The organism is Caballeronia arvi, assembly GCF_001544695.2.
In the GTDB taxonomy this organism is placed as follows: Bacteria; Pseudomonadota; Gammaproteobacteria; order Burkholderiales; family Burkholderiaceae; genus Caballeronia; species Caballeronia arvi.
Genome location: NZ_FCOM02000014.1, coordinates 23,416 through 47,683, shown reverse-complemented (window position 1 = coordinate 47,683; position 24,268 = coordinate 23,416). Strand labels below are relative to the sequence as shown.

Here is a 24,268-nt window from a genome sequence, read left to right as displayed (position 1 = left end):
ACATGGAGACACAGTCATGAGCGACCCTGCCGTAGCATCCGCATGCGCGAGTGTTCACTCGATCGATCACTTTGCGCTCAACGTTCCCTCGCTCGCCGATGCAGAGCGCTTCTTCAGCGCGTTCGGTCTCGACGTGGCAGCGACCGTCGCAGAACTCGAATTACGCGCAGCCGATGGCCATCGCTGGGCGCGCATCCTTCCTGCATCGAGAAAGTCACTCGCGTATCTCAGCTTCAACTGCTTCGAGGAAGACTTCGCAGCGATCCGCAATCAGGCGGTGGCGGCGGGCGCGGAACTGGTTGCCTCGCCCGATCGAGGCATCTGGTTCCACGATCCGGACGGCAATCTGATCCAGGTGAAGATCGGCCCGAAGACGACGCCCTTCGACAAGGCGCCGTGCGTCGTCGCGTCGAGCAACGCGGATCAGCGCGGCGCCCACATGCGCTCGGAAGCCAAGACCGTGCGTCCGCGACGGCTCTCTCACGTGTTGCTGTTCTCGCCTGACGTCCTCGGCGCGCTCGACTTTTACGGCAAGGCGCTCGGCCTGCGTCTGTCGGACAAGTCGCTCGACATCATCGCGTTCACCCATGCGCCGCACGGCAGCGATCATCATCTGGTCGCGTTCGCCAAGAGCAGCGCGCGCGGCTGGCATCACGCGGCGTGGGATGTCGATAACGTGAATCTCGTGGGCCAGGGCGCGTCGCAGATGGCGGCTGCCGGTTACGCGTTGGGCTGGGGCACGGGCAGGCACGTGCTGGGTTCGAACTACTTCCACTACGTGCAAGACCCGTGGGGCTCGTTCTGCGAGTACTCCGCCGACATCGATTTCGTGTCCGCAGGCAAGACGTGGCCCGCCGGCGACTTCGCGCCGGAAGACTCGCTCTATCTATGGGGCCCGCCGGTCCCCGACGACTTCATCCATAACACCGAAGCCGGCGTCGTTTTAAAAGACTGACCGCTTCGCACCCTTTGCATCGATTCGATGACTGCCGGTTCATCCGGCGTCAGGGCACAACTCGCTCTTTTTTCAGCAGGTGAACGAAATGACAGATCAAAACATCCTCGACGTCGCGATTGTCGGATACGGACCGGTCGGGCAATCTCTTTCGATATTGCTCGGAGAACGCGGCTATAACGTTGCGGTCTTCGATCGCTGGCCTTCGCTGTATCCGCTTCCGCGCGCCGTTTTTCACGACCACGAGATCCGCCGCATCTTTCATGCGATGGATATCGGCGAGGACGTCGAGCGCATCTCGCAGCCGTCGGCCAAATATCAGTGGTTCAACGCGGACTGGAAAACGCTCGTTGAAATCGACTGGTCGGCGGAATCTATCAGCGATGGCCCCGTGGGCTACCTCTTCAATCAGCCGTCGCTCGAAGCGTTGCTCGACAGGAAGGCGAAGTCGCTCACGAATGTCTCGGTGCAACAAGGCCGGGAAGCAACCGGATTGCGGCAGTTGTCCGACTGCTGCGAACTGACGCTGCGTCGCGGCGTCATGAGCGGCGCGAACTGGGAGCCGACTGACGAGACCCGGACCGTGCGCGCCCGCTACGTCGTCGGGGCCGATGGCGCGAACAGCTTCGTGCGCAAGTCGCAGCACATCGAGTTCGACGATCTCGGTTTCCAGGAAGACTGGCTCGTCATCGATCTGAAGCCCAACGATGGCGTGAAGCTCGATGTGCCCGACATCGGCCAGTGGTGCAATCCGGCCCGCCCGACGACGATGGTGCCGGGCGGCCCCGGCTTCCGTCGCTGGGAGTTCATGCGCCTGCCGCACGAATCGATCGAAGACCTGCAAAAGCCGGAGAAAGTGTGGGAACTGCTGTCGCCGTGGGTCACGCCGGAGAACGCGACGCTCGTGCGCCATGCCGTCTATAAGTTTCGCTCGCTGATCGCGCGAAACTGGCATAGCGGGCGCGTGGTGCTCGCGGGCGACGCGGCCCATCAGATGCCGCCGTTCATGGGCCAGGGCATGTGCTCCGGCATCCGGGACGCATGGAATCTCGCCTGGCGCTTCGACCAGATCCTCAAGGGCATTTCATCGGACCGCCTGCTCGAAAGCTATACCCCCGAGCGTCGTCCGCAAGTGCGCGCGGTGATCGACGCATCCATCGCGATGGGACAGGTCGTTTGCATCTCCGACAAGGAAGAGGCGGCTCGACGCGACGAAGCGTATCTCGCCGGCGAAGTGCCTGCGCTTGCGCCGTTCCCGGGCCTGACCGAAGGCCTGATCTGCCAGAACCCGGCCTTCGCGTGCGAAAGCGTGGCCGGCCTGCTGAGCGTCCACGGCCAGGTCAGGAACCTCGGTGAAGCATCGCGCTACGACGATGCCGTGCCCAACGGCTTTCACGTCATCGCGCTCGATGCGCACCCGAACCAGTATCTCGACGCGCAGTGCAAGGCGGCTCTCGCTGCCATCGGCGGGCGTTCGATCGGCATCACGACCGACGCGGACAAAGCCGTCAAGGATCGCGTACTGCTCGACGTCAGCGGCAAGTACGAGCAGTTCTTCGATGAGCACGGCGTCAAAGCCATCGTCGTGCGGCCCGACTTCTACGTCTTCGGCGGCGTGAAGACGCTTCAGGATCTGCCGTCGCTGCTGAGCGACCTCGTATCGCGGTTTCCGCTTGCCGAATCCATCGAAGCGGCCGTTTCCTGAACTCGAACAATAAAAACCGCTGGAGGAAACATGAGGAAGACACTATTGGCGCTGGTCGCGGCGTGCGCGCTCGCCACGCACGCTCACGCGCAAAGCAGCGTGACGCTGTTCGGCATTCTCGATGTCGGCGTGAGCTATGTGAGCAACGAAAACGGCAGCCACAACTTCAAAGCCGACGACTCGATCTGGACGCCGAGCATCTGGGGCATTCGTGGCATCGAAGATCTGGGCGGCGGGTACAAGACCCTGTTCGAGCTTGCGTCGCAATTCTCGGTGAACAGCGGCGCGGGAATCCCGGGACCGGGCGCCGACTTCAACCGGCAGGCTTTCGTCGGTTTGTCGAAGGACGATGTCGGGCGCATCACGTTCGGCCAGCAATACAACCTGATGGCCGACTTCCTCTTCTTCCCGCCGGCGAAGCTGGATGGCGCCTTTACCTATGGCGGCCTGTACAACATGCGCCAGGGGCCGTTCGCCGCGCTCGGCATTCCTCAGAATCCGACCGGCTCGTTCGACTTCGATCAGACCGGCGGGACGTCGCGCGTGTCGAATTCGGTCAAGATCGTATCGGCCACCTTCACGGGCTTGAGACTCGGCGCGTTGTACGGTTTCGGCAATACGCCAGGCTCGTTTTCCGCGAACAACACGATCGGCTTCGGCGTGAACTATGCGATCGGCGGTTTCGGCATTGCGGCCGCTTACAACGAAACGAAGTATGCGGCGCTGAACGACGGCCACGACGGTATCCGCAATTTCGGCGGCGGGGTGAGTCAGACCATCGGCAACGTGTTTCTCAACGCGCTCTACACCAACACGCGCAACACGCTGACGGGCGGTGTCGTGCAGGCGGTTCAGGTCGGCGGGCTGTACACGTTCATGCCGGACATCAGGTTCGGCGCGAACTATCAGTACATGAAGGGTAACGCGCAGCTCAGCCATAACCGGGCGCAGCAGGTCACGACCGCAGCGCAGTATCTGCTTTCCAAACGCACCACGCTCTATGCCGAGGCGGTCTGTCAGTGGACCGGCGGCGACGTCGAAGGCGGACACAACGCCTGGATCAACGGTGCGGCTCAGTCGAGCACGACGCATCAGGTCATCGGCCGCCTCGGCCTGCAGACCTCTTTCTGACACGTATTCCCTTGCTGGAAACGTGCGCGAATCCCTCGCGCACATTGGATCGTCGCGTCTAAATACGCCGCTTATCGACTGGAGATTGCAAACATGGAACACAACACCGGATTCAGATGGGATACGGCTTATGAGTGGAAAGCCGTCGCCTTGCTGTCCCTCGGCTTCGGACTGGTCGGCATCGATCGGTTCATGATCATGCCGCTCTTTCCCGTCATGATGACGGACCTGCACCTGGACTATCAGGACCTCGGGCACATCACCGGGGCGCTCGCCGTCGCATGGGGCATCTCCGCGATGTTCATGGGCAACCTCTCCGACCGCGTCGGTCACCGCAAGGTGATCATTCCGGCGATCGTCGTGTTCTCGCTGTTGGCGGGCCTGAGCGGTCTGGCTACCGGCGTCGGCTCGCTGATCCTGATCCGCGCGGTGATGGGTTTTGCCGAGGGCGCGTACACGCCTGCGAGCATCATCGCGACCCTCGATGCATCGCGGCCGACGCGACACGGGCGCAACATCGGCATTCAGCAGATGGCGCTGCCGCTTTTTGGCTTGGGCATCGCGCCGATTCTCGTGACGCAATTGCTCAAGGTGCTGCCGTGGCACTGGATTTTCGCGGTCGTGTCGATTCCGGGGTTATTGGTGGCTTACCTGATGTTCAGGGTGTTGCGCAATACTCGATCGACGGCTGCCGCATTGCACACGGCGACGCACGATGTTGCCGCCCACAAGTGGACCGATGTCTTTCGCTTCCGCAACATACCGTTGAACATCGTCGGCATGCTGTGCTGGCTGACGTGCCTCGTCGTACTGAGCGCACTGTTCCCGAACTACCTGATCGACTATCTGCACCTGAGCATGCAGCAGATGGGCTACGTGCTTTCGGCAATCGGCTTCGGCGGCACGCTCGGCACGCTCGTGATGCCCGCTCTATCCGACCGACTGGGCAGAAAGCCGGTCATGATCTTCTCCGTGATCGGAGCGGCCGTCTTTCTGTTCCTTCTCATGCGAACCGGTGCGAATCCGACAACGCTCTTCATCTACCTCACGCTCACGCTTCTTTTCGTGTTCAGCATGATCACGCTGACGGTGGGACCGTTGAGCGCGGAATCGGTACCGGCGGAGCTGATGTCGACGGCTTCGGGTCTGGTCGTCGGCATCGGTGAAGTTTTCGGTGGCGGATTCGCACCGGCGATCGCGGGTTACGTCGCCAAGCACTTCGGCATTCAGTACATCATGCATCTCGGATTGGCTGCGCTCGCGATCGGATTTGTCGTGACGCTCAGTCTGAAGGAAACGGCACCCTCTCGGGCGCGCGTGCAGGCGCCCGCCGTTGCGCTGGACTGATGGCGCGACCCGCGACAGGCGACAGGACGCATCGGGCGCCCGACATGGCATCTCGATGCGTCGCTCTCTCGCACGGCTATCCGGCGACCCGGCTTGCCACCGCGATCTCCTGCGTCACTGCAAGGAATCTCGCGATGTCGCCCGGTGCGTGGCAATGCAATGGCGAGATGCGCACGGCGCCGTCGAGATCGAACGATTTCAACATGCGTCCCGAATAAAGACTCGTCGCGATCCGCTCATACACGATCACACCACGCTCTTCATAGGCGCGCACGGCGGCGGTCGGGTCCAGCGCATCGAAGCCGATGCCCGCGATCAGGTCGCGGCGCGTCAAGTCGTCGTGGTCCCAGAACACTCGCACGCCGTCGATGGCTCGCAGTCCGCGCTGTCCTTCAACCCCATCGAGCATCAGCGAGAGCAATGCGCGCTCGTGCTCCTCGATACGCTGCATGCCCTGTACGAACAACTCGCGCCGGTCCTCGGCGTCGCTGAATTGCGCACCGATCCACGCGGCGTAGTCGACGATCGCACTCACTACAGCGAAATGGGCCGGGGCGGGACTTCCGAGTTCCCAGACGCCCTTCTCCTTGGCGTCGAGCCGATGATGCGGCAACTCCGCGAGCCGTTCCGACAGCCACGCGACGCCCGCTCCTCTGCAACCGAAGAATTTGTATGGCGCGAAGTTGATGCCGTCGACGGGCGTCTTCTGCAGGTCGATGACCGCGTGCGGCGCATGCTGGACCGCATCGACGATGATGAACAGATCCGGCTTGCGTGCCCGCGCCCGCTCGACGATAGCCGCGATATCCAGCTTCGCGCCCGATATATTCGATGCATACATCACGCTCAGGAGCGCCGTGTCATCGTCGATCAGCGAGACGATCGCATCGATATCGACGCCGCCCGTCTCCGCGTTGCTCGGCGCAACGCGCAACGCTTTGCCCGTGCGTTCGCAGTAGAGCTTCATCGCATCGAAGGACGACGGATGCTCGAGAATGGTCGTCACGGCGTTCGTGCCCGGCACGTTCTCCATCACCGCGCGCACCATCTCGAACATCGCGGCGGATGCCGTCAGCGAGAGATAGACACTGCCATCGCGCGCATTGAGGATGCAGCGAATGTCTTCCTCGCCGCGCGTCTGGATGTCCTGCAAATACAGCGCGCGCTCGTGAATGCGCTCGGGACAATCCGGCAGCGCATCGATGCGAGCGAACGCTTCCAGCGCCGTCTTCAGTCGGAACGATCCGCCGGCGTTGTCGAAAAAGAGGCGCGCACGCCCATCGACATCGTGATCGACGTAATGAAAGCGGCACTTGATCTGGTCCATCAGCGATGCGGAAAACAACTGTCCCTGTTTGCTGCTCATCTCGTTTGCTCCTCGTTCCATGATTTCTCGTTACGCGTCCAGCGATGCGATGTAAGCCTTGCCCTTCTCCGCGTCGTACTGGCCTTCCCATCTGGCGATGACGAGCGGTGCGAGCGCGTTGCCGACCACGTTCAGCGCCGTGCGTCCCATGTCCATGATCCGGTCGACGCCCGCGATGAACGCAAGCCCTTCGAGCGGCAGACCCGCGCTCGCGAGCGTTGTCAGCAAGATGACGAACATGAAGCCGGGAACGCCCGCCGCGCCCTTGGACGTGACGACCATCGTCAGCACGAGCACGATCTGCTCTTGCACGCCGAGATGCACACCATAGAGCTGCGCGACGAACAGCGTGCCGATGCCGAGGTAGATCGAAGCGCCGTCGAGATTGAACGTGTAACCCGTGGGCACCACGAAGGTCGTGATGCTTTTGGGCACGCCGAAGTCCTCCATCTTCTTCATCAGTTGCGGCAGCACCGTGGCCGAACTGCACGTGGAGAACGCGATGATGAGTTCATCCTTGATGACCCGCAGCAGCGTGAAGATGTTGAAGCCGAAGAGCCGCGCCGTCACGCCGAGCACGAACACCGCGAACAGGATGATCGCGAGATACGTCACCGCGACGAGCTTGATCAGCGGAAGCAGCGAACCGAAGCCGAAGCTCGCGACGGTCACCGCGATCAGCCCGCACACGCCGAAGGGCGCATAACGCATGACCATGCCGGTGACCTTGAACATCGCATCGCTGATGCCTTTGAATGTCGCGAGCACGGGCTTGCGATATTCGGCGGGAACGGATTGCAAGCCGAGGCCGAAGAGCACGGAGAAGAAAATCACCGGCAACAGATCGCCGCGGCCCATCGCCATGATGATGTTGTCGGGAATGATGCTCAGCAACAGCGCCATGAAACCGTGATGCCCCTGCGTCTGCTGCGACGTTTGCTGATAGCGCGAGATGTCGGTGTGGCCGAGTTGCGACAGATCGGTGCCGAGTCCCGGATGCAGCACGTTGCCGAGCACCAGTCCCAGCACGATGGCGATGGTCGTGATCACTTCGAAGTAGATCAGCGTCTTCAGGCCGATGCGCCCGAGCGAACGGCCGTCGCCCACGCCCGCGATGCCCATCACCATGCTGGTGAAGACGATCGGCACCACGACCATCTTGATCAGGCGGATGAAGATGTCGCCGGCCGGCTGCAGAAAGCCGTTGATGGCCGCTTCGCGAAATTCCGGAAAGCGGTTGAGCACCACGCCCACCGCAATGCCGGCCACGAGGCCGATCAGGATTTGCCAGGCGAGCCCGACGCGCGGCTTGCGCTCTGCGCGATCGGCCTGAGGTGTTTCCAAAACGGATTCCATGCGTCCTCCGGACACTTACCAGTTGAGTTGGTTAGGCGCTTCTTATGAGCGAACCTCGTCGAGCCGCGGCTGGCACTCGTTATGGAAAAGGTAATCAGCCAAAAAGAACTAAAAAAGCGATTTTTTTCTATGAGAAACTATCGCTTTAAGTGATGAGATCGCCACGCTCATGCTGACCTTCAAGCAGATGGAAGCGTTGTACTGGATCGTCCAGCTCGGTTCCTTCGAAGCCGCCGCGACGCGCCTCAACACCACACAGTCGGCGGTATCCAAACGCGTGCAGGAACTGGAGCGTGCATTCGACGTCGCTGTCTTCGACCGCGCGAATCGCAGTGCGCGTCTCACGGAGAAAGGCACGGAGTTCTTCGAGCACGCGAAGGAATTGCTCGAACGCCGCGACCGGATCGTCGAGCGCATGAGCTCGAAAGAATCGCTGGTGCGGCAGATTCGCATCGGTGTCACCGAACTCACGGCGCTGACGTGGCTGCCGCGTCTCATTGCGGCGATTCAGGCCGAATATCCGAAGGTCAAGGTCGAAGCCGAAGTCGATCTCAATGCGACCTTGCGAGAACGGCTGGCGGCGGCGACGGTGGACGTCATCATCGTGCCGCAGACACACGAGGTCGAGGCGTTCGCGGCGACGCTCGTCGGTCAGGTCGAGAACGCGTGGATGTGCGCGGCGAGCCTCGCGCCGGGCAAGCGTGTCATACCGCTCGCCGAGATCGCGAAGTTTCCGCTCATCTTGCAGGGCGGCTTGTCGGGAACGGGCTATGTCTACAGCCGGTTTCTCGAAGAACAAGGCGTGGCCTTGCAGAAAGTGCTGGCGAGCAACAGTCTCATCGCGCAGATCGGGCTAACGCTTTCCGGGCTCGGCGTCAGCTATCTGCCCACGACATGCCTTTCTCGCATGCTCGAGCGGCGCACGCTCGTCGTGGTGCCGACGCGCCCCGCGCTGCCGCCTGTGAGATACGTCGCAATGCATCGGGCAGAGCAGTCGCATTCGTTGAGTGCTGCCGTGGCGCGCCTGGCTGCGCAATCGTGCGACTTCTCTTCCAATCTGCTCGATCCGGGAAGCTAGCGGTCCGCTGCATCGCCTGCGCCCGCATGCGGCGCCTTCGCGCGCCGCTCGACGGGCTTAAAGTTCAGCCAGCCCGATTGGCCGATTCTGAGATTTCAGAACGGCATCAGCGCATCTTATCTAGCCTGCGAAAAAATCTCATTTAAATCATAGACTTAAATATCAACGTCTCCACGCCTCGCCTGGCATAGGCCTTGCCTTATTCCAGACATAGGCCCGGCCGCGAGCGCACTTCGCGGTTCAAAACTAGACGGAGACGACGACATGACTTCTTCACTGCCCGAGCGGGCATCCGCGCCTCGATAGCGCGCGCCATCTTTTTTCCTCACGCATCTCGAACCAGCCGCCCGACCGGGCGGGTGAATGCGCACGCGCGTCAACATACGCGCCGCGCAGCGGATGCCGGATCACAGCCGAATTACCCAATCAGAAAGGACACGACATGCAAGTGACTGGAATGTTGTATGGCTCGAAGCTGCTGCAGTTCGGCGGTTATCCGAGCGCCGAGGTGCTCGGCCCCGACGCCAGCGAGGAAGAGATCAAGGCGCTGATCGACCGCCACGGTTCTGTGTTCGTCAAGCCGATGTTCAAGGGCGGCGTCGGCAAGAAGGGCAAGGCCGGCCTCATCGGCCGCGCGAGCGATCTGCGCACCGCGCTCAAGGAAAAGGAGCGCCTCTATTTCGCGGAGCATCGCCACGGCAATCAGTGTGCGAAGGCGAACGGCGTGACCTTCGAGGGCGCGGTGCCCGCCCAGCATGAAGTGTATTTCTCGATTACCGATTCCACGCGCTTTCGCGCCCCGATGATGACGCTCACGCATCACGGCGGCATGGACATCGAAGAACTCGATTCGAGCATGATCGCGCAGGTGCCCTTCGACCCGCTTACGGGACTGAAGGCGTTCGTGGTGGCGAACGCGCTGTCGCGCCTGAACGCGCCGAAGGAAATCATCTCGCCGCTCGTGCAGCATCTGCCGAAGCTCTGGGAGCTGTATCACAACTTCGGCATGACGACGCTCGAGCTTAATCCCATCCGCATGCAGCCGGGCCGCGACGGACGCCTGACGCCGGTCGCGTGCGACTTCAAGTGCGGCTTCGATCGCGATGACGGCCGCTGGCAGCGCCTGAACCTGCCCGCGCATCTTTTCTCGGTGGACTATTCGGACTTCGAATCGGAGATCAACCAGTTACGCACGTATCAAGGTCAAAGCGATGTCTACGTGATCAACGAGCGCGGCACGATCCTCGCCCCGACCTTCGGCGGCGGCGCGAATTCGCTCGTTTCGGAGATGCTCGGCGACGACGCCATCATCTCCTCCGACTTCGGCGGCAATCCGCCCTACGAAAAGATGAAGGAAGTCGCGCGCATCTGCTTCAGGCACTGGCTGAAGCAGACGAACGTGCTGTTCATCATCGGCGGCAAGTCGAACAACACCGACATCTTCGAGACGCTGCGCGCGATGGCCGACGCCCTGCGCGAGCACTTCAGCCAGCACGGCCCGACGCCGCTGCATGTCGTGATCGGACGCGGCGGCCCGAACCTCGTGCGCGGCTTCGGCGCGATGCGCGACACCTGCGACGCGCTCGGCCTGCCCTACAGCATCTTCGGCTTCGATTCGGACATCAGCGAAGTGATCCGCTACGCGCAGGGCATCGACGCCTGGATGAAGACGGGCGGCCGCGAGCAGATCGCGGCAAAGCTCGGCGGCATCGAATCCGTCGCGGCCCACGCCTGACGCGAGCCGCGACGAACCGCATCGACCCATTCGGAGGAAGACCATGTTTCAGAAAGGTGTAGGCGAATTCAAGTACTACGTCGGCGTCAGCTCGCTCGCACAGGCCGCGAGCCGCGAAGACCGCGTCTGCGTGCTCAACATTCTCGGCGGCGAATCGCGTCAGGTGACGCCTGTCGGGCACGCGTATTCGGGCGGCAATGTCGTGTTCGGCACCTCGCCGGGACGTCGCGGGCAAGTGCTCGAAACATCGCTCGGCAATATTCCCGTCTATAACAACGTGCTCGAAGGCCTGCAGGACGGCCATCGCTTCAACTGCGGCGTGGTGTATCTGCCGCCATCGGCTGCGCGCGACGGCGTCGCCGAGCTCATCCGCGTGAATCCCGAGCTGAAGAAGATTTTCATCGTGACGGAAAAGCTCTCCGTGCACGACTCCCGCGAAATCCGCGCGATGGGCCAGCAGAACGGCATCGACATTTTCGGCGGCAACTCGCTCGGCGTGGCCGACGCGTGGAACCGCGTGCGCATCGGCGGCGCGCTCGGCGGCGACAATCCCGACGAGGCCTTGCGCAAAGGCTCCATCGCCATCTTCTCGAACTCGGGCAACTTCACGACGACGATCGCCACGTACCTGCGCATGGCGGGCTGGGGCACGACCACGCTGATGTCGAGCGGCAAGGACGTGTACATCCACTTCGCCGCGCCGGAGTTCGCGTTCGCGCTCGCCAACGACGCGCGCAGCAAGGCGGCCGTGCTGTATTCGGAACCGGGCGGCTACTACGAGCTCGATGCCGAGTTCACGAAGCCGGTCGTCGCGTGCGTGGTCGGGCGCTGGAAGGGCAAGCTCACGCGCGCCGTGGGTCATGCGGGCGCGCTCGCGGGCGGCGACGACGATGCCGTCGCGAAGGAACGCTGGTTCATGGAAAAGTTCGGCGTCGAGCGCGCGTTCACGCCGGATGATCCGGTGTGCAGCGCGAAGGGCGCGCTCGTGACCAACATCGCCTACATTCCCGCCGCCCTCACCGCCGTGATGCGCCTGAACGGCGCCCGTCCCGACTTCGAGCCGGAAGGCAGCCTCGCGCTGAAGCCGTGGTTCCGCTCGTCGCGCGGGCTCGCGATGCCCGTCGAGCTCGATCTTCCGGTCGTCGACGCGCTTTCGCCCTACGACCAGCAGATCGCGGCGCTCGACCAGCAGGTCGGCATCGTGCTGCCGCGCGAGAACATGAAGGATGCCTCGGGCGCGTCGCAGATGGACCCGCAGACGCAGGTGGCGAGCCTGCATGGCGTGAGCGTCCTGCAGGCATCGCAGCAGTCGATGGAAGCGAACCTGTGCCTCGCGCTCCTGCACGAAACGGGCGGCGCGAACGATGCGAAGCTCGTCAGCGCCGCGGTGGGCGCGTGCGTCAATCTGCACGGCGATGTGACGCTCGCCGCCGCGCAGGCCGCGCGCGAAGCCGGCAATGCGCCCAACAGCGTGCTGGCAGCGGCGGTGAGCATCGTCGGGCCGAAGCGCGTCGAGCATGCGCGGCGGGCGGCGCGTGCGCTCGTCGATCTCGGCGTCGCGGCGGGACTGAAGGATGCGCTCGACGAAGACTTCGATCTGTCCGCCTTCGATGCCGATGACGACACGCGCGCCCTCTTCATCGCCCGCGAGCCCGATCCGCAGGCGGAAGCGCTGCTCGCGGGCGTCGGCCGTCGCGAGGCGAAGTCGGTGTTCATCCGCTACCTGCGCTCGCTCGGTGCGCCGCTTCGTGCCGACGCCGTGCTCGCCGCGATCACGACGACGCTCGCCTGGGGCCCGCTCATGCGCAAGCGCGTCTCGCGCGTGACGGCGGAGAACCTGCCGTGGTGGATGCGTATCGTGGGCACGATGATCGGCGCTTCCGCCGACGCATGCCGGCATGAAGCCGGACGCTTCTGCGGCATCCCGATGGAAGACGTGACCGGCGCGCACTCGCTCACGGCGGTCGCGTGCGCCGCGCTCATCGGCGGCGAACCGGGCGAAGCGGACCTGTCCGGCTTCCGGACGCTCGTCGGCCTGCTGCTCACGAACGGCCCCGGCGCGATCTCGGCGCAGGGCGCGAAGGGCGCGGTCGCGGCCGACGGCCCCGAGACGCCGGCACGCGTGCAGCTCAACAAGGCGATGACCGGCTTTCTCACGCACGCGGGCTACGCGCACGGCGGCAACGGCTTCGAAGGCGTCGCGTTCCTGCTCGAACGCTTCAGCGACGTCGCGATGACCGATCCCGGCAACGCGGCCCACGGCCTGGACCTCGCGTCGATGGCCGCCCGCTTCGCCCGCGCCTACGGCGACGAGCGCGCCGCGCGCAAGGAGCTCGGCGCGCAGCAGGCGAGCGCCCTGCCCTGCATCAACCATCCGGTATTCAAGGGCAAGCCTGTGAACGTGGACCCGCGCGAGGCCTTCGTGCGCGAACGCTTCGCGGCGCGCGGCGAATACAACGTGTTCCACGACTACTACCGCGCACTGGTTCAGGCGCTCTACGACGAAAACGTCACCCGCAACGTGTTTGCCGTGAACGTGGACGCAGTGATCGCCTCGGTGCTGCTCAAGATGCTGTGGACGCGCCACCGCGAGGGCGATTTCAGCGACGCGTCGCTCGAAACCGCCGCGTTCACCGTGTTCCTGTTCGGCCGCATGATCGGCTGCGCGGGCGAGATCGACGATCACCTGAATCGAGGACGCAACATGGACACGCGCACGCCGCAATCGAAGGTGCGCTTCGTCGCGTAAGCGCGGTCATCGGACAACAAACAAGGAGACATTCATGCACATCACATCCCGTTCCGCGCCGCACGACGACGCGCAGACAGAAACATCGGTGAACAAGGAACGCTTCTGGCCCGAAGGCTGGTGGAAGCTGATGGAGACGCGCATCGGCATCATTCCGCTGCCCGTGTACGTATTGCTGCTCGTGCTGATCACCGGATTCGCGGTGACGGGCAAGGTGCCCGGCGAAATCTCGATGGCGATCGCCGTGCTCGCCTTCTTCGGCTTCACGTGCGCCGAGATCGGCAAGCGCATGCCGCTCGTGCGCAACATCGGCGCGGCGGCGATCTTCGCGACCTTCATTCCGTCGGCGCTGACTTACTATCATCTGCTGCCGAAACCGATCCTGCATCTCACCACCGAGTTCACGAAGCAGACGAACTTCCTGTATCTGTTCATCGCGTCGATCATCGTCGGCAGCATCTTGAGCATGGACCGGCGCGTGCTGATCCAGGGCTTCATCAAGATCTTCATTCCGCTCGCGGCAGGCTCGATCGCGGCGGCGATCGTGGGTACGGCGGTCGGCACGGCGCTCGGCCTCGGCGCGCGCCACACGCTGCTCTACATCGTCGTGCCGATCATGGCGGGCGGCGTCGGCGAAGGCGCGATTCCGCTGTCGATCGGCTACTCGGAGATCATGCATCTGCCGCAGGGCGAGCTGTTCGCGCAGGTGTTGCCGCCGGTGATGCTCGGCAGCCTCACGGCGATCGTGCTGTCGGGCGTGCTCGACATGGTCGGACGTCGCTTTCCGCATCTGACGGGCCAGGGCCGTCTTCAGGTCGGCGAGCAGGACGAGATGGACCCGGTGCAGGAGGAGATTCGCGGGCATATCGACGTGACGCACATCGCGGCAGCGGGCATCACCGCAATCACGCTGTATCTGCTCGGCCTGATGTGCCGGAACATGTTCGGCCTGCCCGCGCCGGTCGCCATGCTGTTTCTCGCGGTGCTGGTCAAGCTCGCGCGCGCGGTGTCGCCGCAGCTTCAGGAAGGCGCGTTCGTCGTGTACAAGTTCTTCTCGACGGCGGTGACGTATCCCCTGCTGTTCGCGATCGGCGTGGCGATGACGCCGTGGGACAAGCTGATCGCGGCCTTCACGGTGGCGAACATCGTGACGATCGTGGTGACGGTCGCGACCCTGATGGGCACGGGCTTCGTGGTCGGCCGGCTGATGAAGCTGTACCCTATCGACACGGCGATCGTGAACGCGTGCCACAGCGGCCAGGGCGGCACCGGCGACGTGGCGATCCTCACGGCCGCGAACCGCATGACCCTGATGCCCTTCGCGCAGATCGCGACACGCATCGGCGGGGCGATCGTGGTCACGCTGACTTTGCTGATGCTGGCGCATTTCGGATGATCTGAACATGACGATGCGGGGCATTCCGTTGTGGGCATGGGCGGCAGCCGCGGCGCTTTATCTGGCCGCGGCTGCCGCCGCAATGGAATTCGCCTGGCATCGCGGGCTGGACGCACTGACCGATGCAGGCGCGCATCGCCTCGATCTGTACGCGGCGAGCCTCAGAAGCGAGCTGGGGCGTTATGAAATCCTTCCCGCGCTCGCCGCCCGCCAGGACAGCATCAAGACCCTGCTGGAAGCGCCGCGCGATTCGAGGCGTGCGCTGCTGCCCGCCGTCAATGGCTATCTGGAAGCGGTCAACAAGGACGCGGGCAGCGTCGCCGTGGATGTCATCGACCTGAACGGCGACGTCATCGCCGCGAGCAACTGGAACCAGCCGGTGAGCTTCGTCGGCACCAACGTCGCGTACCGTCCGTACTTCATCGATTCGATCTCGACTGGCAGCGGCCGCTTCTTCGGCATCGGCACGAACACGGGCGAGCCGGGGCTCTACTTCGCGAGCGCGGTGCGCGGCGGGCAGAAGGTGCTCGGCGCGGCGGCCGTCAAGATCAGCGTCGATCCGCTGGAACACGCATGGCGCGTGCCGAACGAAGCCGCGATGGTCGTCGATGGCAATGGCGTCGTCGTGATCTCGACCGTCCCGGCGTGGAAGTTCACCGCGCTCGCGCCCATCGCCGCGCAGAAGCAGGCGCAGATTCAGGCCACGCGCCAGTACGCGGGCCGCAAGGTCGAAGCGCTGGGTTACGAGCGGCTCGACGACTGGCGCAACGGCGCCTGGTTCGCACGCCTGCCCGACCGGGCGCATCCGGGCCGCGAGCGGCGCTATCTCGTGATGTCGCGCAGCGCGCCGCAAGCAGGCGATGCGATCATGGTCGTCCTCGATCTATCCGCGGCGCGGCGTCAGCAACAACTCGCGTTCGCGTTTGTGACAGGCGCGTTCCTGATCGCGGCGCTCTATGCCCTTTACGCCGTGCAGCGGCGCCGGGTGATCGCCGAGCGGTTGAAGGCGCAGGATGCGCTGCAGCGCGCCAACGACCGTCTCGAAGCGACCGTCCAGCAGCGCACCGCGGCGCTCGTCACGGCCAACGAGCGCATGCAGGAGGAGATCGACGAACGCGCGCGCACCGAGCAAAAACTGCGCGACTCGCAACAGGAACTCGTGCACGCGGGCAAGCTCGCTGTGCTCGGACAGATGGCGGCGGGCCTCACGCACGAGATCAATCAGCCGCTCGTCGCGATCCGCACGCTGTGCGACAACGCGCGCACGTTCTTCGAGCGCGATCAGCCGGCGCAGGCCATCGCCAATCTCGAGCGCGTCGGCAAGCTCGTCGAGAACATGGCGGTGCTCACGGCCGAACTGAAAGCCTTCGCGAGAAAGCCCGAGACGCAGACGGTCCCGGTCCCGCTCGGCGATGCGGTCGCCCATGCGCGGCTCATCTACGAGGCGCGCATCCGCGACGAAGGCGTTCATGTCGATGTCGACATCGCGCCGGACGCCATCGTGGAAGCGGAGCCCGGACGCCTGCAGCAAGTGATCGTCAATCTGCTCGGCAATGCCCTCGATGCGCTCGCCGGGCGCGACGAGCGCCGCATCCGCATCGGCGCGCGCCGGGCCGATGACCCCGCGCGCGTAATGTTCTTCATCGCCGACAACGGCCCCGGCATCGATCCGCAAGTGCTCGCGCATCTGTTCGAGCCGTTCGTGACGACGAAGCCGCGCGGTCATGGCCTCGGCCTCGGACTCGCGATCACGTCGCGCATCGTGGAAGGCTTTGGCGCGCGGATATCGGCTGCCAATCCGGACGGCGGCGGCGCACAATTCAGCATCGAATTCGTAGCGGCGGAGAGTCGACAGTGAACCAGCAATCGAGTCAGCGGACCGGCGATGACATTCGCGTCGTGATCGTCGAGGACGACGAGAACGTGCGCCTCGGCGTGGAACAGGCGGTGGCGCTCGCGGGTTTTCCGGTGGAATCGCACGCGACGGCGGCAAGCGCGCTCGCCGCGGCTGTGCCCGGCGCGCCGGTGATCTTCGTCTCCGACCTGCGCATGCCGGGCATGGACGGCATGCAACTGCTCGAACGCGTGCTCGCCATCGACGCGCAGATTCCCGTCGTGCTGATCAGCGGCCATGCCGACATTTCGACGGCCGTCGGCGCGATGCGCATGGGCGCCTACGATTTCATCGAGAAGCCGTTCTCGTCCGAGCATATTGCCGGACGTGTCGCGCGGGCGGTCGAGAAGCGCCGGCTCACGCTGGAGGTTGAGGGCCTGCGCGCCGCGCTGCACAACTGGCGCGGCATCGAGGCGCTCGTGCTCGGCAAGTCGCCGGCCATCGCCGACGTGCGCAAGAAAATCCTGCGGCTCGCGGACACGTCCGTCTCGGTGCTGATCACGGGCGAGACGGGCACCGGCAAGGAACTGATCGCGCGGGCGCTGCATGACTATGGCACGCGGCGCGAGCATCACTTCGTCGCGCTCAATTGCGGCGGCTTGCCCGAGCAGCTTTTCGAGAGCGAGCTGTTCGGGCACGAAGCGGGCGCGTTCACGGGCGCGACGAAGAATCGCGTAGGCAAGATCGAATGGGCCGATGGCGGCACACTCTTTCTCGACGAGATCGAGACCATGCCGATCGCGCTGCAGATCAAGCTGTTGCGCGTGCTGCAGGAGCGGCGCGTGGAACGGCTCGGCACCAATGAATCGATCGCCGTGGACTGCCGCGTGGTCGCCGCGTCCAAGGCCGACCTCGCGTCGCTCTCTGCCGAAGGAGGCTTTCGCGCCGACCTGTTCTACCGGCTCAACGTCGCGATGATCGATCTGCCGCCCCTGCGTGAGCGACGCGAGGATGTGCCGCTGTTGTTCGAGCACTTCGTGCTGGCGGCAGCGCAGCGCTTCGGTCAGGACGCGCCGACGGTCACGGCGGCGCAAGTCTCGGAACTGACGTCGCACCAATGGCCCGGCAACGTACGCGAGTTGCAGAACGTGGCGGATCGCTTCGTGCTCGGGCTCGCGGGCGATGAACTGATCCCCTCCGGCGACCGTCCGCGCGGCGTCTCGCTCAGCGAGCAGCTCGCGTATATCGAGCGGGTGCTGATCGAGGACATGCTGCGGCGTCATGGCGGCAACGTCGGCGCGGCGAGCGAGGCGCTCGGCATGCCGCGCAAGACGCTGTACCACAAGCTGCGGCAGTTCAGGATTCCGGCGCGCAGTGAGGCGGCGGAGGGGGAAGAGGGTTAAGTTGGCGGTGATCTAGGCAAGCAACATCGACGCATCCGCGAGCGACAGCACCGTCGTGCGCGAATCGAATGCGGTGGCGAACAGATGTTCATGGACCACCTGATCCGGGTCGTAACAACAGTCCTTCACCGTGTACAGGTGGAAGTCTGCGTCGCTTGCATACGCGACCGACGACAGCACGACGCCCGTCGACGCAATGCCGACCAAGATCAGCGAGTCGATCCCTCGTGCGCAAAGCCGTGCTTCCAGACCGGTGCCGAAGAACACGCTGGCCCGGTGCGCGATGATGAGCGGTTCATCGGCCTGCTGGCCCAACTCGGGCGCGGTCCCGTCGTCGATGAAAAGACCGAGCCGCTTGATCCCCTGCCCGTTCTTGTTCGATGGGCTCACTTCCGGATAGCCCGCACTGAACCGGAGATTGGCGAAATAGACGCCGACGCCTTTGGCCCGCGCTGCATCGCATAGCTTGCGCGTGTTGGGAAGCAGCGACGGCGCGACCGATGGGAAGAGCCCGAGAATATCGGTCTGATAATGCATGACGATGAGCGCGGTTCGCGCCGGCGTGATCGCTGGAATCTGCGAGGACGGTGTTCCCATATACACATCTCCTTTGCGTCGAATGCGGCGAAGCGGCCGCTAGGCTTCACGCGCCCCGCGACCCGCGTGCGCCAAAGCAAGTGCCAGCCTCGCTCCCACTTCGGCATTGTGTTTCACGAGCGCGATATTCGTCGCCAGACTGCGCCCGTTCGTCAGCGCGTGAATGCGCGTGAGCACGAACGGTGTGATCGCCTTACCGGCGATGCCTTGCGCCGTCGCCTCGGCGAGCGCCTGCTGCGTCAGCGCGTCGATCTCCTCGACCGCCATCTCCGATACTTCCGGCACCGGCGTGCTCAACACGACACCGCCCGCGAGGCCCAGGTCCCACTTGGTGCGGATGAAGCGCGCCTGCTCCGCCGCGCCGTCCAGCCTGAAGTCCGCGCGAAAGCCGCTGTCGCGCGTGTAGAACGCGGCGAAGTTGTCCTGCTCGCAACTGAGCACCGGCACGCCGTGCGTCTCCAGGTATTCCAGCGTGAGGCCGATGTCGAGAATGGACTTCGCACCGGCGCAGACCACCGTCACCGAAGTCTTCGCCAGTTCCTGCAGATCGGCCGAGATGTCGAAGGTTTCCGGTGCGCCCCGGTGCACGCCGCCAATGCCTCCGGTAACGAATACCTCGATGCCGGCCAGTGCCGCACAGATCATCGTGCCCGCCACCGTCGTGGCGCCCGTCTCTCCGCTGGCCAGCACGGCCGGCAGATCGCGGCGGCTCACCTTGTGGACGTGATCCGAATGGCCGAGCAGTTCCAGCTCTTCGTCCGTCACGCCGATGCGGATTCGCCCGCCGATCAGGGCGATCGTCGCGGGCTCGGCCCCGGCGTCGCGAATCACCGCCTCCACTTCGCGCGCGGTGCGAATGTTCTCGGGGTAAGGCATGCCGTGGGCGATGATCGTCGATTCCAGCGCCACGATGGGCCGCCCCGCGGCCTGCGCAGCGGCCACGGGCAGGCTGAAGCTCAGCCAGGATCGTGCAAGGTCGTCAGCCATGTCGATGTCCTCCGCGGTGCGATTCCCAAGTATGCAGCACGACGCCGGGTCTGCATCGGACATCGCACGCTCATCCCTCTGATCGTGCCTGCAATGCCCCATGCACGGAAGTCATGCGCCTCATGAGATCTTTTCGATTGTCGTCGCGACGGAGCCGCATCGAGAATGACTTCACTCCAGCCGCGTCCGCGCTGAAACCAACCAGGAATGCGACGACCGATGAACCTTCGCGAATCCAGCAAGCACTTCGACGAACGCAATGCAAGAGCGGCAAACAGTCAGGCAACCGCATGCCCCCGCACCTGCGGCGAAGCGCTCGTCACATTGCTCGAAACCTACGGCGTTCAGTACGTCTTCGGCATCCCGGGTGTGCACACCGTCGAGCTTTATCGCGGCCTTGCGCGCTCGTCGATCCGCCACGTCACGCCCCGCCACGAACAGGGCGCGGGCTTCATGGCCGACGGATACGCGCGCGTCACGGGCAAACCCGGCGTGTGCTTCATCATCACCGGGCCGGGCATGACCAACATCGCGACCGCGATGGCGCAAGCCTATGCCGATTCCATTCCGATGCTCGTGATATCGAGCGTCAATGCACGAGGCCAGCTCGGCAACGGCGACGGACGTCTGCACGAACTGCCTTCGCAGCGCGAAGTATTCAGCGGACTCGCCGCGTTCTCGCACACCTTGCTCGATGCCGCCGAGTTGCCGCAAGTGCTTGCACGCGCGTTCGCCGTGTTCGAGAGCGCGCGTCCGCGGCCCGTGCATATCGAGATTCCGCTCGATGTCATCGTGTCTCCGGCAAGCGCGATGAAGCCGGCACCCGCCGTGCGCGCGTCAAAGCCCACCGCACATCCCGCCGCGCTCGCTTCTGCCGTGGACCTGCTCGCCGATGCCCAACGCCCGCTGATTCTCGCCGGCGGCGGCGCGGCGCACGCCGCGGTCGAATTGCGCGAGCTCGCCGAGCGGCTGCAGGCGCCCGTTGCGCTCACCACCAACGCGAAAGGTCTTCTCCCGTGCGGAGCGCCGCTTCTCATCGGCTCGACGCAATCGCTGCCGCCCACCCGCGCGATGATCCGCGAAGCCGACGTCGTGCTCGCGGTCGGAACCGAGCTGGGCGAGACCGACTATGACGTCGTCTTCGATGGCGGCTTCGCGATCGCCGGACAACTCATCCGCATCGATATCGACGCGCAGCAGGCGATGCGCAACGCTCATCCGGATATCGCCATCGTCGGCGATGCGCGCGAAGCATTGAGCGCCCTGTCGACGCGACTGCACGAGCGGCCGATACGTCCCGCTTCGCCGGACTGGGGCGCCGCGCGCGTGAAGGCGGTGCGCGATGCCGTCATGACAAGCTGCGACGCCGCGATGCGATCGCAGAAGCGCTTCATCGACACGATCGTCGGCGCCTTGCCCGACGTCATCATCGCGGGCGATTCGACGAGTCCGGTCTACGCGGGCAATTTCCTCCACGACGCGCCCACGCCGCGCTCGTGGTTCAACTCTTCAACCGGCTACGGCACGCTCGGATATGGCCTGCCCGCCGCTATCGGTGCGAAGCTCGCCGCGCGTGAGCGGCCCGTCGTGTGTCTGATCGGCGACGGCGGACTCCAGTTCACGCTGCCGGAACTGGCGAGCGCGGTGGAAGCGCGCGTGCCCGTGATCGTGCTGCTGTGGAACAACTTCGGCTACGGCGAAATCCGGAAATATATGGATCAACGCGATATCTCGCCCGTCGGCGTCGATATCTACACGCCCGACTTCATGGCGCTGGCAAGCGCCTTCGGATGCGAGGCCACGAGAGCCGACGATCCATCCACGCTCGACGCCGAATTGCGGCGGGCGGTATCGCGCGAGGTTCCGACCGTGATCGAGATTCGCGAAGCCGACTGGTTTGCACGGGTGCCGTCATGAGCGCGCAAGCACGCCCCCTTTTCGATTTCCCGCTGCGCACCCGGCTCTTCATCGATGGCGCGTGGTGCGTGTCCGAGACGCGGCAGCGGCTGCCCGTCGTGAATCCATCGACTGAAGAAACGATCGTCGAAGTGGAAGCCGGCGGCCCCGCCGATGTCGATCGCGCGGTGCGGGCGGCGTCGCATGCCTTTCGCGCCTGGAAGCAGACCTCGGGTGCGGAGCGCGCGGCCTTTCTGCGTGCGATTGCGCGCGGCGTGGAGGCGCATGGCGAGCATCTCGCCGCGCTCCAGTCGCACAACAACGGCAAGCCGATCGCCGAGTCGCGGATCGACGTCGGCGACGTGGTCGCGACCTTCGACTATTACGCGGAACTCGCTGAAACGCTGGATGCGCCCGACGAAGCGATCGCGCTTCCGAGCAGCGAGCATCGCGCCGTGATCCGTCGCGAACCGGCGGGCGTGGTCGGATTGATCGTGCCGTGGAACTTCCCGATGGTGACGACGGCGTGGAAGCTCGCGCCCGCGCTCGCCGCGGGATGCGCCGTCGTGCTGAAGCCCTCCGAATTCACCCCGCTGCCGGAGCTGGAACTGGCCGCGATCGTCGAGCAAGCAGGTCTGCCGCCGGGCGTGTTCAACGTCGTGACGGGCACCGGCACGGAAGTCGGCGCAGCGCTCACGACGCATCCGCTCGTGTCGAAGGTTTCGTTCACCGGCAGCACGGCGGTCGGTGAGCAGGTCATGAAAGCGGCCGCGCAATCCATCAAGGGCGTGAGCCTCGAACTGGGCGGCAAGTCGTCGATCGTCGTGTTCGCGGACGCCGACCTCGATCTCGCGGTCGATCTCGTCGTGGGCGGCGCGTTCTTCAACGCCGGACAGATGTGCTCGGCCACGTCGCGCGTGCTCGTCGAGCGGCCGCTCGCGGAGGCGCTGATCGCGCGCCTCGCCGACCGGGTGGCGCGGACCGTCGTCGGCGATCCGTTCGAATCCGGCGTGCAGATGGGGCCGCTCACGAACCGCGCGCAATACGATCGCGTGCAACGCTTCATCGCGCGGGGCAAGGCGGACGGCGCGAGTCTCGTGGTCCAGGGCGGCGCGCCGGAAGAACGCGGCTATTTCGTTCAGCCAACGATGTTCGTCGGTGTCCCCACCGGCAGCGCAGTGTGGCGCGAAGAAATCTTCGGACCCGTGCTGTGCGTGCGCAGCTTCGATACGGAAGACGATGCGATCGCCACGGCCAACGATACCGAGTTCGGTCTGGTCGCAACCGTCGTCACGCGCGACGCGGCACGTGGCCAGCGCGTAGCGGGCGCGTTACAGGCGGGCGTCGTCTGGATCAACACGCCGCAACTGATCTTTCCTCAGACCTCCTGGGGCGGCTACAAGAAAAGCAGCATCGGCCGCGAACTGGGCCCGTTCGGGCTCGCGTCCTTCCAGGAAATCAAGCAGGTATTAACCACGAGTGGCCCCGTCTGAAAGGTTTTTCGAAGCCCGAGCCATGCGTTCGGCTCATGGCAACCATGCCGAGAATTCGATTGTTGCCGAAATTTTGCATCCCTAGAGTGTTCTCACCGACCGCCGTTGTAGTCCGCCGCACGTTCATCGAGGAGCAAGCCATGCAAGACATCAAACGAGGCAGAAGGCAGGCCATCAAGACCATCGGCATGGCGCTCGCCGCATCGAGCCTGCCGATGCCGTTCATCAGCACGGCAAGGGCGCAGGAAAAGAGCTTCGCCGGCAAGACGCTGCGTCTCTTGACATGGTCCGACGACACCGGCGCCGCGGCACTGCGCAACATCGCCGCGACCTTCAGTCAGAAGACCGGCGCGCAGGTCGTCGCCGATCGCGCCGACGGCACATCCGGCATGGTGGCGAAAGTGAAAGCGGCCGGCGACCGGCCGACCTACGATGTCATCACGCTCGCTGGCGTGGGCGCCTCGGGCCTCGCGGATGCCGGCCTCTTGATGAAGCCCGATCTGAACCGCCTGCCCAATCTGAAGGATGTCCCCGCGCAGTACCGCACCGGCGCCAATGGCTTCGGCATCGGCTATCTGCTGTGGTCGGACGGGCTCGTGTACAGCACGTCGTCGGTCAAGACGGCGCCTTCGACCTACGAGGCGCTCTGGGATCCGAAGTATGCGGGCCGCATCTTCCTGCCGCCGCCGGAATGGGCCGAAGCGGTCGATCTCGCGATCATCGCCGCGAAGATGGCCGGTGGCTCGCAACAGAACATCGAGCCGGGCTTCAAGAAGCTCGCGCAACTGAAGGACCGGGTGCTCACGCTCGGCGAGAATCCGAATCAGGTCGCCGATCTCTTTCGCACCGGGTCGCTGGATATCGGCGGCATCTATTCGCCGGCGTTTTTCCCCAATCAGTTGCGCAAGCCCGAGTACAAGATGGCCGTCACGTACGGCATGAAGGAAGGCTTCGCGACGCAACTGATGTTCACGGTGATTCCGAAGGCGCATCCGGGCGACATCGAACTGATTCACGCGTTCATCAACCATTCGCTCGATGCCGGCGTGCAAGGCCGCATGGCCGCCGACGTGCTCAATGGACCGGTGAACTCGAAGGCGGTGATCCCCGCCGAAAGCCGCGCGTTCGTGCCGTCTCCCCAGCAGATCGCGGAGAACGCCGTGCTGCACGACGACAAGGCGCTCGCCGCCGTACAGCCGGCCTGGATCAAGCGCTATACGGAAATCTTCTCGGCCTGATA

17 protein-coding genes are annotated in these 24,268 nt (G+C 64.5%); 13 read left to right on the top strand and 4 right to left on the bottom strand.

Translation table 11 applies throughout. The annotated features are described in order from the left end of the window. Positions 1–16: 16 nt before the first annotated feature. From AWB74_RS17915 to AWB74_RS17900, 4 genes are all read left to right on the top strand, one after another. Positions 17–955 (top strand): VOC family protein, encoded by a 939-nt coding sequence (locus tag AWB74_RS17915; RefSeq protein WP_061148175.1) that lies wholly within the window; start codon positions 17–19, stop codon positions 953–955. An 88-nt stretch (positions 956–1,043) separates the two neighbouring features. Further along, positions 1,044–2,660: a bifunctional 3-(3-hydroxy-phenyl)propionate/3-hydroxycinnamic acid hydroxylase MhpA gene (mhpA, locus tag AWB74_RS17910; RefSeq protein WP_061148083.1), complete on the top strand. Its 1,617-nt coding sequence runs from the start codon at positions 1,044–1,046 to the stop codon at positions 2,658–2,660. A 30-nt stretch (positions 2,661–2,690) separates the two neighbouring features. Continuing rightward, a complete protein-coding gene (locus AWB74_RS17905; RefSeq protein ID WP_061148082.1) occupies positions 2,691–3,791 on the top strand; it encodes a porin in 1,101 nt (366 codons plus the stop codon). A 93-nt stretch (positions 3,792–3,884) separates the two neighbouring features. Beyond that, a complete protein-coding gene (locus tag AWB74_RS17900; RefSeq protein ID WP_061148081.1) occupies positions 3,885–5,138 on the top strand; it encodes an MFS transporter in 1,254 nt (417 codons plus the stop codon). A gap of 76 nt (positions 5,139–5,214) precedes the next feature. On the opposite strand, the gene AWB74_RS17895 is transcribed toward AWB74_RS17900, so the two are convergent. Together AWB74_RS17895 and gltP are read right to left on the bottom strand one after the other, a co-directional pair. Next, positions 5,215–6,504, bottom strand: a complete 1,290-nt coding sequence (locus tag AWB74_RS17895; RefSeq protein ID WP_061148080.1) for an aminotransferase class V-fold PLP-dependent enzyme — start codon at positions 6,502–6,504, stop codon at positions 5,215–5,217. Positions 6,505–6,534: 30 nt separating this feature from the next. Beyond that, complete coding sequence (gltP, locus tag AWB74_RS17890; protein ID WP_061148079.1) at positions 6,535–7,860, bottom strand: glutamate/aspartate:proton symporter GltP; 1,326 nt, start codon at positions 7,858–7,860, stop codon at positions 6,535–6,537. 169 nt (positions 7,861–8,029) lie between these two features. On the opposite strand from gltP, the gene AWB74_RS17885 reads away from it, so the two are divergent. The 6 genes from AWB74_RS17885 (at position 8,030) to AWB74_RS17860 (ending at position 18,055) form a co-directional block, all read left to right on the top strand. After that, positions 8,030–8,938, top strand: a complete 909-nt coding sequence (locus AWB74_RS17885; RefSeq protein WP_061148078.1) for a LysR family transcriptional regulator — start codon at positions 8,030–8,032, stop codon at positions 8,936–8,938. Between the two features lie 442 nt (positions 8,939–9,380). Then, entirely contained in the window at positions 9,381–10,673 is a 1,293-nt protein-coding gene (locus tag AWB74_RS17880) for an ATP citrate lyase citrate-binding domain-containing protein (RefSeq protein WP_061148077.1), read from the top strand. Positions 10,674–10,716: 43 nt separating this feature from the next. Next, positions 10,717–13,422: a CoA-binding protein gene (locus AWB74_RS17875; protein ID WP_061148076.1), complete on the top strand. Its 2,706-nt coding sequence runs from the start codon at positions 10,717–10,719 to the stop codon at positions 13,420–13,422. 34 nt (positions 13,423–13,456) lie between these two features. Continuing rightward, positions 13,457–14,818: a 2-hydroxycarboxylate transporter family protein gene (locus AWB74_RS17870; protein WP_061148075.1), complete on the top strand. Its 1,362-nt coding sequence runs from the start codon at positions 13,457–13,459 to the stop codon at positions 14,816–14,818. 7 nt (positions 14,819–14,825) lie between these two features. Next, complete coding sequence (locus AWB74_RS17865; RefSeq protein ID WP_061148074.1) at positions 14,826–16,676, top strand: sensor histidine kinase; 1,851 nt, start codon at positions 14,826–14,828, stop codon at positions 16,674–16,676. Continuing rightward, positions 16,673–18,055: a sigma-54-dependent transcriptional regulator gene (locus AWB74_RS17860; protein ID WP_061148073.1), complete on the top strand. Its 1,383-nt coding sequence runs from the start codon at positions 16,673–16,675 to the stop codon at positions 18,053–18,055. Before AWB74_RS17865 ends, AWB74_RS17860 begins: the two co-directional genes overlap by 4 nt. Before the next feature lie 12 nt (positions 18,056–18,067). Here the strand turns inward: AWB74_RS17860 and AWB74_RS17855 are convergent, their stop codons facing one another. Together AWB74_RS17855 and AWB74_RS17850 are read right to left on the bottom strand one after the other, a co-directional pair. Beyond that, positions 18,068–18,652, bottom strand: coding sequence for an isochorismatase family cysteine hydrolase (locus AWB74_RS17855; RefSeq protein ID WP_061148072.1), 585 nt, complete (start codon positions 18,650–18,652; stop codon positions 18,068–18,070). 39 nt (positions 18,653–18,691) lie between these two features. Further along, a complete protein-coding gene (locus AWB74_RS17850) occupies positions 18,692–19,639 on the bottom strand; it encodes a pseudouridine-5'-phosphate glycosidase (protein ID WP_061148071.1) in 948 nt (315 codons plus the stop codon). A 219-nt stretch (positions 19,640–19,858) separates the two neighbouring features. Here AWB74_RS17850 and AWB74_RS17845 point away from each other — a divergent pair, with 219 nt between their 5' ends. The 3 genes from AWB74_RS17845 (at position 19,859) to AWB74_RS17835 (ending at position 24,266) form a co-directional block, all read left to right on the top strand. Next, the gene (locus tag AWB74_RS17845) at positions 19,859–21,556 is read left to right on the top strand and encodes a 5-guanidino-2-oxopentanoate decarboxylase (protein ID WP_087039087.1); all 1,698 of its coding nucleotides are present in this window, start codon (positions 19,859–19,861) and stop codon (positions 21,554–21,556) included. Beyond that, positions 21,553–23,028, top strand: a complete 1,476-nt coding sequence (locus tag AWB74_RS17840) for an aldehyde dehydrogenase family protein (protein WP_061148070.1) — start codon at positions 21,553–21,555, stop codon at positions 23,026–23,028. Before AWB74_RS17845 ends, AWB74_RS17840 begins: the two co-directional genes overlap by 4 nt. Positions 23,029–23,168: 140 nt before the next feature. Further along, the gene (locus tag AWB74_RS17835; protein ID WP_061148069.1) at positions 23,169–24,266 is read left to right on the top strand and encodes an ABC transporter substrate-binding protein; all 1,098 of its coding nucleotides are present in this window, start codon (positions 23,169–23,171) and stop codon (positions 24,264–24,266) included. Positions 24,267–24,268: the final 2 nt, after the last annotated feature.